We start from the raw sequence: 11,786 nt of genomic DNA, 5'->3' as shown, positions 1-11,786 counted from the left end.
TATGGACAGTAAACTTCTCGACTATTACAACCGCGAGCTGGCGTATCTGCGCGAAATGGGCGCAGAATTTGCCAGCCGCTATCCCAAAGTGGCCGGTCGGCTCGGGATGCGGGGTATCGAAGTCGCAGACCCTTACGTCGAACGCCTGATGGAAGGCTTTGCCTTTCTGACCTCGCGCGTCCAGCTAAAAATGGATGCGGAATTTCCGCGTTTCTCTCAGCGTTTGCTGGAAATGTTCGCGCCAAACTACCTTGCTCCCACGCCTTCTATGGCGATTGCCCAGCTCCAGCCAGATATGCAAAAAGGCGACTTGAGTGATGGCTTCACCGTACCGCGTGGCACCATGATGGACAGCCTGGCGCTGAAAAAAAATGGCGTCACCTGTGCCTGGACTACTGCCCATGATGTCACGCTGTTGCCACTGCATATCAGCAATGTGGAACTGGGTGGCGTACCGGCCGATGCACCACTGATGGCGATGGGGCTGAGCCAACGGGGCGCCGCCAGCGCACTGCGCATTCGCATTAGCTGCAATGGCAAAAATACCCTGGAAAACCTGAACTTCGACCGGCTGGACTTTTTCCTCAGTGGCCCGGACATTGAAGCGCAGAAATTACTTGAACTGGTGATGCAGCACTCTGTGGGCCTGTTTTGCCAGACTGTGGCGCCATCACCGCAACGTATTGTGCTGGGCGATGATGCCCTGACCCAGGAAGGGTTCGCGCCGGAACAGGCTATGCTGCCCGATGACCTGCGAAACTTCGATGGCTACCGCCTGCTACAGGAATATTTCGCATTCCCGGCGCGTTGCCAGTTTATTGCTGTCAGCCAGTTGCACAGCCTGCTGGCGAAAAGCGCCGGTGCCAGTGCCTTTGATATCGTTATTTTGCTGGATAAAGCCGACAGTGCACTGGAGCGCATAGTAGATAAAGCGTACCTTGCCCTGCACTGCACACCGGTCATTAACCTGTTCCCCAAATATGCCGAGCGGCAAAAAATTCAGGACAGCCAGGGCGAATACCACCTGGTTGTTGATAATGTTCGCCCGCTGGATTACGAAATCTATGCGGTAAAAAATATCTATGGCTCACGTTCTGATCGCCGGGAAGAGCAGCTATTCCGCCCGTTCTGGCAATCATTCAGTGGTGACCACGGCAACTATGGCACTTACTTCTCCCTGCGCCGTGAACAACGCGCGCTTTCAGAACATGCCCTGCGTTACGGCACCCGTACTGGCTATGTCGGTTCCGAAGTGTTTGTTTCACTGGTAGATGAAAGCCATGCGCCCTGGTCCGACAGCCTGAGCCACCTGACAGCAGAAGTGCTGTGCACCAGCCGGGATTTACCGCTGATGCTGCAACAAGATTTGGGCGAGTTTGTGATGCCGGATTCGCTACCCGTTGCCGGTATCTCTTTGCTTAAAGGCCCCACTCCGCCGCGCCCGGCGCTGGCCGAAGGGGTTGCCACCTGGCGGCTTATCAGCCATCTGCAAATGAACTACCTCAGCCTGATGGACAGCGAAAACGGCGAAGGGGCTGAAGCCCTGCGCCAGTTGCTCGGGCTGTATGGCAACCTGGCGGAAGTGCCTGTCGCCCGCCAGATAGATGGCCTGCGCCGCTGCCAGTTGCGCCCGGTACACCGCCGGGTACCAGAACCCGGCCCGATTGTTTTCGCCCGGGGTATCGCCATTGACCTGCAAGTGGATGAACAGGATTTCTCCGGGTTCAGCCCCTGGCTGCTCGGCAGTGTGCTCGAGCGTGTGTTCTCCCGCCTGGTGGCAATCAACAGTTTTACGGAAGTGACACTGACCAGCCAGCAACGCGGTGAAATTGGCTGGTGGGGGCCACGCATGGGGAAACGGGCACTGATATGAGCGAGACCTCAACACCTGAAACCCGGCTACCCACTGTTAAGCGGGTAACCCGCCTGGCAGATAACTTCTGGCCGGCTGTTATGGCCGCACCCTGGCGCTATGACCTGTTTCAATTACTGCGCCGGGTTGATGCCCAGGGCGGAGGGCGTTATCCCCTGGGGCGTGCGCCGTTACCCCGTTTTGATGCCTTACGGGTTGCTCAACAACCTTCAATGGCATTTGCGCCCTCCACGCTGGCAACGGTAAAAGAACTCGAAGGCCGCGATTTACACGAAGTTTCGATTTTCAGTTTCGGGTTATTTGGCCCCAACGGCCCGTTACCGGTGCACATGACAGAATACGTGCGTGAACGTATCTATCACCACCAGGACGACTCACTGAGCGCGTTTGCTGACCTGTTTCATCACCGCCTGAGCCTGCTGTTTTTCCGTGCCTGGGCCGATGCGCAACCCACCGTTTCGCTGGACCGGCCGGATAACCGCCGTTTCGAAGAATACCTGGCCTGCCTCACTGGCATGGGGTTGCCCGGGCAGCGCCACCGGGGAAGCCTGAGCGAACATGCCCGGTTTGGGCTGGCCGGCCACCTGACACGCAGTGGTCGCGATGCCGAAGGGCTGGAAAAAATGCTGCGCCACTATTTCCAGGTACCGGTACGGGTGCGTGGCAATATTCCGCACTGGATGCCGATAGACCAGCGAGACCAAACCCGGCTGGGTGGCCAGGGGCGGCGGGCGCCGCGCCTGGGGGAATCCACCTTTGTGGGTATTGCCGTGCGCGATGTGCAGCATAAATTCCGCCTCGAAATTGGCCCGTTAAGCCTGCAGGACTACCAGCGTTTTCTGCCAGGCGAGCGAGAAGTAACCGAATTACGTGACTGGGTGCGCCAGTACCTGGGAACGGACTACGCCTGGGATGTGCGCCTTATTCTTAAAGGTGCCGAGGCAACGGGTGCGACGCTGGGCGGCAATAACCGCCTGGGGTACAGCGCCTGGCTGGGCGAGCGCCCGGAAAAACCCGACCGCCATGATCTGGTGTTTATGCCTGAGCCAGAACACAGCTAACACACGCGTTGGGTTTACAACAATAACAACACTGTATTTCAGGCACCAGGTGCCAACCGTCAACAGGAATAATCATGTCAGAGATCAGCCGCGCCGTTTTGTTCGGCAAACTGGATACGCTGTTATTTACCGCGCTGGAGAGCGCAACCGCCTTTTGTAAGTTGCGCGGCAACCCCTACGTTGAACTTGCACACTGGCTGCATCAGTTAATGCAGCAGCAGGACGGCGACTTACAACAGTTGGTTCGCCACTTCGACCTCGACGAAGCGGCTCTGGCGCGCGACATAGTGGCCGCACTGGACAGCCTGCCCCGTGGCGCAACCGCGATTTCTGATTTGTCGGAACATGTGGACACAGCAGTTGAGCGCGCCTGGGTATATGCCTCCCTCACTTTTGGTGCCGGGCGCATTCGCGGCGGGCATTTGCTGATTGGCCTGTTGAAAACCTGGAACCTTGCCAATGTACTTAAAGGGATTTCCGGCCAGTTTACCCGCCTGAACGCCGACCAGCTTATTGACCAGTTCGACACGATTTTTGCCAACAGCAAAGAAACCCAGCAGGTTGCCAGCGCACCACAAAGCGAACAGGCGGCCCCGGGTAGCCAGCAAAGCGCCCTGGTGCAATATGGCCAGAACCTCACGGAAAAAGCCCGTGACGGCAAAATCGACCCGGTGGTTGGCCGCGATGAAGAAATTCGCCAGATGGTGGATATCCTGATGCGTCGCCGCCAGAACAACCCACTGCTCACTGGTGAAGCCGGGGTGGGTAAAACGGCGGTTGTTGAAGGCCTGGCCTGCCGGATTGCACAAGGTGATGTCCCGGCACCTTTACAGGCGGTACAGCTCTGGCTGCTGGATATCGGTTTACTGCAGGCTGGTGCTGGTATGAAAGGCGAATTCGAAGCCCGCCTGCAGAGCCTGATCAACGAAGTCCAGTCCAGCCCGGAACCCATCATCCTGTTTATTGATGAAATCCACACCCTGATTGGCGCTGGTGGGCAGCAGGGAACTGGCGATGCCGCCAACCTGATGAAACCGGCGCTGGCGCGTGGCCAACTGCGCACCATTGGTGCCACCACCTGGGCGGAATACAAAAAATACATTGAGAAAGACCCGGCGCTTACCCGCCGTTTCCAGACTGTACAAGTACATGAACCGGATGAAGAAAAAGCGCTGTTAATGCTGCGCAGCACGGTTTCCCCGCTGGAAAAACACCACCATGTATTACTGCTGGATGAAGCCGTGGCTGCCGCAGTGAAACTCTCTCACCGCTATATCCCGGCACGCCAGTTGCCTGATAAAGCCGTTGCCCTGCTGGATACCGCCTGTGCCCGTGTGGCAGTCAGCCAGAGTGCTCCACCGCCGCAACTGGAAGACTGCCTGCATCGCCTGGAAGCCATTGAAGTGGCACTGGAAATTGCCCACCGCGAAGGGCGCATTGGCCTGGGTGACAGCACCCGGGTGGTAACCCTGGAAGCAGACAAAGCCCGTGAAGAAGCCCTGCGTGAAACCCTGACTGCGCGTTGGGAGCAGGAACGCACGCTGGTGGATGATATTATTGCGTTACGTGCCGAGCGCCACGCATTGCCAGAAACGCCAGAGGCCGATGATGACCGGGCATCAGGCATTAATCAGCAACTCAGCGAACGCCAGCAACAACTGCGTGAATTACAGGGCGATGCTCCGTTACTGTTTGCCGCTGTAGATGCCAATGTGGTTGCTGCTGTCGTTTCCGACTGGACTGGTATCCCGCTGGGACGCATGGTGAAAAACGAAATTGACGCAGTGCTGCAACTGGCCGATACACTCAACCAGCGTGTGATTGGCCAGCGCCATGGCCTGGAAATGATTGCCCGCCGGGTGCGCACCACGCGAGCCCGGCTGGACGACCCGAACAAATCCGTTGGTGTCTTCATGCTGTGTGGCCCGTCTGGTGTCGGGAAAACCGAAACCGCGCTGGCACTGGCGGAATCTTTATACGGTGGTGAACAGAACATCATTACCATCAATATGAGTGAATTCCAGGAAGCACACACCGTTTCCACCCTGAAAGGCGCGCCTCCGGGGTATGTTGGCTATGGTGAAGGTGGTGTGCTGACAGAAGCAGTGCGCCGCCGCCCTTACAGCGTGGTGTTACTGGACGAAATCGAAAAAGCACACCCGGATGTGCACGAAATTTTCTTCCAGGTATTTGATAAAGGGTGGATGGAAGATGGTGAAGGGCGGCATATTGATTTCCGCAACACCATTATTATTCTGACCTCCAACGTGGGGACGGATTTAATCAGCGCCATGTGTGCTGACCCGGATTTGATGCCAGACCCCGAAGCCCTGAGTGGTGCGCTGCGCCAGCCGTTACTGCAAGTTTTCCCGCCTGCTTTACTGGGGCGCTTGCTGGTCGTACCTTATTACCCACTTAGTGATACTATGCTGGCAGAAATTGTCCGTCTGCAATTGCGCCGTATTCAGCGCCGCCTGGAAGAAAACCATGGCATTATTTCAGACGTGGACGATAGCGTTATCACCCAAATCGTTCAACGCTGTACAGAAGTGGAGTCTGGCGGGCGCATGGTTGATGCCATTCTCACTAACACGCTACTGCCGCAAATGAGTACCCTTTTACTGAGCGCCAGTGCGCGGGATGAACAATTCCGGCGGTTGCGTATCACGGTTGAACAGGGCGAATTTCAGTGTCAGTTTGAGGCGTAACGCCATTACCACAGGAAGCGAGTTTTCCCATTATGTCGGAATACGAAAACAATCGGACTGTATCTAACGCACTCCCCGTTGGATACCGTTTCAATGAGTTTGAAATTAAGGAAGTCATTGGTGGTGGCGGGTTTGGCATTGTCTATCGCGCCTGGGATCATCAACTGGAACGCACTATCGCCATTAAAGAGTTCATGCCATCGTCGCTGGCGGTGCGCAACGACGATATGCGCCTGGTGCTGCGTAGCGAACGCTTCGGCAAAGCTTTTACCGCCGGGCTGAACAGCTTTATTCAGGAAGCGCGCCTGCTGGCCCGCTTTAACCACCCGAACCTGCTGCATGTGCTGCGTTTCTGGGTGCATAACGATACGGCATATATGGGTACCGCATTTTATAGCGGCACCACCTTGTCCCGCCTGCGCGAACAGCACCCGGAACGTATCGATGAAACCTGGATCCGCCGCATGCTGCCCATGCTGCTGGGCGCAGTGAAAACCATCCATCAGGAAGGTTACCTGCACCGGGATATTTCCCTGGATAACATCCAGATTCAGGACAACGGCCTGCCAGTATTGCTGGACTTCGGCTCTGCCCGGCGCAGTATCGGCAATATTTCCGATGAAACCGAAACCATGTTGCGCCCCGGTTTCGCGCCCATCGAACAATACACCGATGACAACGACAGCGAACAAGGTCCGTGGACGGATATCTACGCACTGGGTGCCGTGTTGCATACCCTGGTTGTGGGCGCACCGCCGCCAGTCAGCGTGGTGCGTAGCATTGAAGATAACTACCAGCCACTAATGAAACGCCGCCCGCAGGGCTATTCACCGGCGTTGCTGAACGCGATTGACCAGGCGCTGGCGCTGAAAATGGAAGACCGCCCGCAATCTGTTGATGCCTTTGCGGCGCTGGTGGAAACCGCGGTAGCCGGTATTGATGATGTCGCGCAGGTTAACCGCCCGGGCACTATGCTGGTGCCGGTAGAAACCGAAGAAGAACCCCAGAAACCTGCCGGGCTGAAACGCTTTATGGTGCCGGGCCTGGTTGCCGCCGGGGTGCTGGTCGGTATTGCGCTGGGTGGCGTGTTATTCCATGGTGGTGGTTCTGAATCTGTGCCAACCGCCAGCGAAGCCCCCACACCGGCAACTCCGGCAGATACTGCCAGTGATAATAACGCGGCGGTGGCGGCTAACACACCGTCAGCCCCGGCAACAACAACTGCGCCGGTTGCCACCAACGCAGAGCCTGTTGCCCTGGTTTATGTGCGTATGCGCGAAGGCGACCAGTTGACGTTGAATGGCAAGCAACAAGCGGTTGTCCCTGCCAGCAATGGTTTCGCTTCACTGCAACTGCCAGCCGGGCAGTACGAACTAAAAGTGACCGGCCACGGCGATGCGCGTAATGAAAACATTACCGTTGACCGCCCCGGCACCTGGTTTATCAACCCGCAATCCTGAGTACCTGAAACGGGCAGCCAGTTAACTGCCCGCCTGATTCTTACCAGTAAATTTACCGGGCTTATTGCCCGGTTTTGCTGTGTTTAACTCATCTTTACTCCAATAATTCGCGTGACAGGCTCCGTAAGCGCGGCCTGCCTGTAATGTGAAATATAAAAGAGTATGTCCTCTGATTCGCCAGTAGACAGCGGTGCCGCCAACAGGTGTGCTGCTGTGTTCTCGGTTGCAAACAACACATCCTGGGAATGAATTTATGTTGAACCGAATTACCGTCCAGCTCCCGGTTGAAGGGCTGTTATTCTGGAAACTTTCCGGGCGTGAAGCATTATCTGAATCCTTTGCGCTGACGGTGACTGTGCTGGGCACAGATGCCCGTATCGACCGTAGCAGCTTGTTGGGAAAAGCCATTACCGTCACCATTCCAACGGAAAACCTGCTCACTTCCCGTTATATCAACGGCAAAATCACCCGGGTGGGAGTGAGCGCGACGGAAATCAGTGGCACCCGTTATGCCGTTTACGCGCTAACAGTGGAGCCCGATTTGTGGCCGATGAAACGCGACCACAACCTGCGTATTTTCCAGAACCAGACCGTGCCGCAGATAGTGAAAACCCTGCTGGGCGAATATCAGGTCAACATTGAAGATAAACTTACCGGCAGCTACCGGGTGTGGGAATACTGCGTTCAGTACCAGGAAAGCAGTTTTGCGTTTATCAGCCGCCTGATGGAACTGGAAGGTATCAGCTACCACTTCCGCCACGAGGCAGACAAGCACACGATGGTGCTGACAGATGCGGTAGAGCAGCATGTGCCGTTCACCGGGTATGAAAACATTCCGTACCATGTAACCGGCTCTGGCGGCAGTACCGATGAAGAAGGTATCAGCCAGTGGGCGCTGGAAGACAGCGTAACGCCAGGTATTTACAGCCTGGATGATTACGACTTCCGCAAACCCAACGCCTGGCTTTACCAGGCGCGGCAGAACCCGGTTTCACCTGCACCGGGCAGCATAGACGTTTACGACTGGCCGGGGCGCTTTGTGGAACATGGGCACGGTGAATTTTACGCCCGTATCCGCCAGGAACGCTGGCAGGTAGAACACCAACAGGTTTACGGCACCGGTACGGCAATTGGTATAGCACCGGGTTATACCTTTACTCTGCTTAATGCGCCATTCTTCAGCGATAACGGCGAATACCTGACCATTAGCGCAGACTACATGTATGAAGAAAACCGCTATGCCAGCGGCAGTGACGGCGAAACCATTCACCGTACTGATTTTACCGTTATCCCGTCTTCCATTCCGTTCCGCCCGGCATTCAGCGCCCAGTGGCCACGAACCGGCGGGCCGCAGACGGCAAAAGTAGTGGGGCCGTCCGGGGAATCCATCTGGACCGATAAATACGGCCGGGTAAAAGTGAAATTCCACTGGGATCGCCTGGCAAAAGGCGATGACACCAGTTCCTGCTGGGTACGTGTTTCCAGCGCCTGGGCAGGCCAGGGTTACGGTGGCGTACAAATTCCCCGCGTGGGCGATGAAGTGGTGGTGGACTTTATCAACGGCGACCCGGATCGCCCCATCATTACCGGGCGTGTGTATAACGATGCCAGCATGCCGCCCTGGGCGCTGCCTGCTGCCGCCACCCAAATGGGTTTCCTGAGCCGCTCAAAAGACGGCACCGCCAGTACCGCTAACGCCCTGCGCTTTGAAGATAAAGCCGGTTCAGAACAGGTGTGGCTCCACGCCGAACGTAACCTGGACGTGGATGTGGAAAACGATGAAAACCATAACATCGACAAAAACCACACCCATTTTGTAGGTGAAAATGAAGTGCAACGCGTGGTTAAAGACCAGACGGTGGGTGTGAAGGGAGAAGTGAAAACCATCACCGGCGGCAATATGAAGGAAGAAGTGGTTAATAACTACATTCTGACCACCGGAGAGGGTATTCGCCTGGCATGTGGTGATAGCGCCATTGAGCTTGCCAAAGACGGTTCGGTAACGATTATTGGCACCAAATTGAATATCACTGTAAGCGGCCAGGGAGATATTAATGCGCAGCCATTAAATCTGAACTCAGGTAATGGCTCTAATATCTCAGCACCGGGTGAAAATTTTAAATCCGTCATCCAGCAAGATCTGGACAGCTTCTTTGTGTTTAATGCCAGCGAAGAATAACCAGCACCGACAATTTGCCTGAATCGCCCGGGAACGGGCGGTGCTTAATACCACAGGGCAGCACGTTTATTTTATTCATCGACACGGGGTGGGGGGAGTGGCTATACACTGCCTGTGGCCCGACTTTAGTCGCCAGCAACCGTTAAGACCGTACTATGAAGAAATCTACGCGTAGTGAGCAATCCACCGAAGCCTTTACCTTCAGCGTCTCACGCAGCGCCGCCAGTATTGACGACAAACTGCACGATGTCGCGGCCAGCATGATCCGCGAACTGGGAGAAAGCCTGGCCGATTTCAGGCTGAACTCTTTTGAAATTATTGATGTAGACGGCCTTCCAGCCGCTGAACTGTTCTACGAATTTAAAAGCGACAACACACCCGTTCACCAAAAGCAGACCGTTTTATTGCTGGATGACCCGGCTCTGGGCAAAAAGAAGGTCTGTTATATCGGCACCTGCGTGGGTGATTACAGCGAAAGCGATATCGAACAGTACCGTAAAATGATTCGCGGAATTCGTTTTCAACATGGGAAGTAAATATTTTTATTTAATTCATTAAGACAATAATACTTATTAAATATTTTGAGGGCGTTATGGCAAGGATAAATTCACCTGTTGGCGAAAATCAGCGTAATTTATATGGTGATGTTCGCACAATTCAAACCTTATTGAATAAAAATAGTGTTGTTCCCACCCCGGGTCATTTATTAGCAGAAGATGGGAAAATTGGCCCAAATACCATCGCCAGAATTCGGTTATTTCAGGAAAAAGTGGTGCGGATGCGTAACCCGGATGGCGTGATTGACCCGAACGGCATCACCATGCGTAACCTGACCCTGCATGCCAATTTCCATACTACGGTTAACCGCACAACGCGGGTACCTGGCATTACTCAGGAACAGTTTGTTCAGGCCGCAGCAACTTTAGGCTGTGAAGTGGCTGCCATCAAAGCGGTGGTGTACACCGAGTCTCCCCGTGGAGCATTTGATGAAAAAGGCCGCCCGTCAATTTTATATGAACGCCATTACTTCCATAAGTTAACCGGCGGAAAGTATGACAGCAATCCGGTGCTGTCTAACCCTACAGCGGGTGGGTATGGAAAATACAGCGCCCAGTATGGCAAGCTTGAAGAAGCCATGAAACTCGATAAAAATGCTGCACTACGGTCGGCATCCTGGGGCGCTTTTCAAATTATGGGTAACAACTTCAAGGAAGCCGGTTTTTCTTCGGTTGATGATTTTGTGAAAGCGATGGGAACACTCCAGGGGCAACTGGATGCCTTTGTCAGATTTATCGCGAATAATGCGCATCGTAAAAATGCCCTGATTAATAAAAACTGGGCTTCATTTGCTTATAATTATAATGGGCCAGCGTATCGTAAAAATAATTATGATAATAAACTGGCTCATAACTACCAAAAGGCGTTATCTGAATGAATCAAGCACGCATAAGTGTATGTGCCTTAGCGCTGTCACTACTTTTCCCTGTTTCTGCTTTAGCGGGCGTTACACTCAAAGCAATAAATACCCACAGCTATGAAAAAAGCCTTTATGAGGCTGCGGCAAAACAACAAATTGAAAATGGTGCGCCGGTTGATAAACAGGCTTTCTCAGTAAAAAGTGATGATAAGGTCCTGGGGAATATTCTTGCAGGCCAGGGCTTTAATGCTAACGACGACAATGTTTGTTTTGTTTCATGGGCAGCCCCTGACGGAAAAATTCAGAATCTGGTGCCAACCATTGGTTTCGATAACTGGGAAGCTGAAGTTTGTGCCGGAACCCGTGCTGTGGGCGTGCTGGCTGATGATAAAGACAGTATCAAGCTTGCTGTTATTTATGATGCGCAATCGCCCAACGCCAGTGCGGTTGAATCCGTTATTTTCTCTGTTAACACAGCAACCGGCACTTTCACTCCAGACAATGCCCTGACAGCAAAACTGGGTTCGCAGGGCGCGGCCACGCTCCAGGCACTGAAAACCCTTTACCGCGCTTCACATTAACACCGCCGCCGGGCCAGTTACTGCGCGCCCGGCGCAACAGATAATGCCATTCCAGAGACCCCTATGAATTACACCTTTAACGAAGGGCAGATAGCCCTGTTCCCCGGCCAGTGGGCGGATGCCTCAACACATATCCTGCGAGATACCGACAGCGGGCTTTCTGTGGTGATCACCCGCGGGCCGGTGCTGGAAGACAGCGACTTCGAGAAAGAATTTCACCGCCAGTGGGATGGCATGCGCCCGCAAATGACTTCCCTGCAACAGGGCGAATTCACCCGGGTGAGTATAGGCCCGGACAACCTGACCCGCGGTGTGGAAGTGGAAAGCCACTTTGCACGTAATGGCGTGGATTTGTGGCAAAAACAGCTGGCAGTGCCGGTGGCGGATAAACCCCAAATGCTGCTGTTTACCTTTTCAGCTCTGCGGCCGTTCAGCGAACAGGATGAACAACACTGGAGCCAGTTAAAAGCCAGCATTACGTTTAACCCTACGGAGCAGGACGCCTGA

9 protein-coding genes are annotated in these 11,786 nt (G+C 54.5%); all 9 read left to right on the top strand.

Annotation, left to right across the window (positions count from 1 at the left end; translation table 11 throughout):
• Window position 1: 1 nt before the first annotated feature.
• The 9 genes from tssF to DT73_RS19620 all read left to right on the top strand — a co-directional run bounded on the left by tssF (window position 2) and on the right by DT73_RS19620 (window position 11,786).
• Window positions 2–1,873, top strand: coding sequence for a type VI secretion system baseplate subunit TssF (tssF, locus tag DT73_RS19660; protein WP_036113821.1), 1,872 nt, complete (start codon window positions 2–4; stop codon window positions 1,871–1,873).
• Window positions 1,870–2,934 (top strand): type VI secretion system baseplate subunit TssG, encoded by a 1,065-nt coding sequence (tssG, locus tag DT73_RS19655; protein ID WP_036113819.1) that lies wholly within the window; start codon window positions 1,870–1,872, stop codon window positions 2,932–2,934. The genes tssF and tssG overlap by 4 nt, the downstream gene beginning before the upstream one ends.
• A 74-nt stretch (window positions 2,935–3,008) precedes the next feature.
• Window positions 3,009–5,642: a type VI secretion system ATPase TssH gene (tssH, locus tag DT73_RS19650; RefSeq protein ID WP_036113816.1), complete on the top strand. Its 2,634-nt coding sequence runs from the start codon at window positions 3,009–3,011 to the stop codon at window positions 5,640–5,642.
• A 32-nt stretch (window positions 5,643–5,674) separates the two neighbouring features.
• The gene (locus DT73_RS19645) at window positions 5,675–7,102 is read left to right on the top strand and encodes a serine/threonine-protein kinase (protein ID WP_036113813.1); all 1,428 of its coding nucleotides are present in this window, start codon (window positions 5,675–5,677) and stop codon (window positions 7,100–7,102) included.
• A 253-nt stretch (window positions 7,103–7,355) separates the two neighbouring features.
• Entirely contained in the window at window positions 7,356–9,281 is a 1,926-nt protein-coding gene (locus tag DT73_RS19640) for a type VI secretion system Vgr family protein (protein ID WP_036113810.1), read from the top strand.
• A 155-nt stretch (window positions 9,282–9,436) separates the two neighbouring features.
• Window positions 9,437–9,817, top strand: coding sequence for a DcrB-related protein (locus tag DT73_RS19635; RefSeq protein WP_036113808.1), 381 nt, complete (start codon window positions 9,437–9,439; stop codon window positions 9,815–9,817).
• Window positions 9,818–9,873: 56 nt separating this feature from the next.
• Entirely contained in the window at window positions 9,874–10,716 is an 843-nt protein-coding gene (locus tag DT73_RS19630) for an N-acetylmuramidase family protein (RefSeq protein ID WP_036113805.1), read from the top strand.
• Window positions 10,713–11,279 carry a hypothetical protein gene (locus DT73_RS19625; protein ID WP_036113802.1) on the top strand — a complete coding sequence of 189 codons (567 nt, stop codon included), beginning with the start codon at window positions 10,713–10,715 and terminating at the stop codon, window positions 11,277–11,279. Before DT73_RS19630 ends, DT73_RS19625 begins: the two co-directional genes overlap by 4 nt.
• Before the next feature lie 63 nt (window positions 11,280–11,342).
• On the top strand, window positions 11,343–11,786 hold the full coding sequence (locus DT73_RS19620; protein ID WP_036113798.1) for a DcrB-related protein: 444 nt from the start codon (window positions 11,343–11,345) through the stop codon (window positions 11,784–11,786).

The sequence above is a fragment of the Mangrovibacter sp. MFB070 genome, from assembly GCF_000705335.1.
Taxonomy (GTDB): Bacteria; Pseudomonadota; Gammaproteobacteria; order Enterobacterales; family Enterobacteriaceae; genus Mangrovibacter; species Mangrovibacter plantisponsor.
This window is presented reverse-complemented; position numbering and strand designations above follow the sequence as displayed.

Bases quoted from the DNA above. Each gene is read 5' to 3' on its own strand.
- tssF (WP_036113821.1), top strand. From the start codon at position 2: ATGGACAGTAAACTTCTCGACTATTACAACCGCGAGCTGGCGTATCTG.
- tssG (WP_036113819.1), top strand. From the start codon at position 1,870: ATGAGCGAGACCTCAACACCTGAAACCCGGCTACCCACTGTTAAGCGG.
- tssH (WP_036113816.1), top strand. From the start codon at position 3,009: ATGTCAGAGATCAGCCGCGCCGTTTTGTTCGGCAAACTGGATACGCTG.
- DT73_RS19645 (WP_036113813.1), top strand. From the start codon at position 5,675: ATGTCGGAATACGAAAACAATCGGACTGTATCTAACGCACTCCCCGTT.
- DT73_RS19640 (WP_036113810.1), top strand. From the start codon at position 7,356: ATGTTGAACCGAATTACCGTCCAGCTCCCGGTTGAAGGGCTGTTATTC.
- DT73_RS19635 (WP_036113808.1), top strand. From the start codon at position 9,437: ATGAAGAAATCTACGCGTAGTGAGCAATCCACCGAAGCCTTTACCTTC.
- DT73_RS19630 (WP_036113805.1), top strand. From the start codon at position 9,874: ATGGCAAGGATAAATTCACCTGTTGGCGAAAATCAGCGTAATTTATAT.
- DT73_RS19625 (WP_036113802.1), top strand. From the start codon at position 10,713: ATGAATCAAGCACGCATAAGTGTATGTGCCTTAGCGCTGTCACTACTT.
- DT73_RS19620 (WP_036113798.1), top strand. From the start codon at position 11,343: ATGAATTACACCTTTAACGAAGGGCAGATAGCCCTGTTCCCCGGCCAG.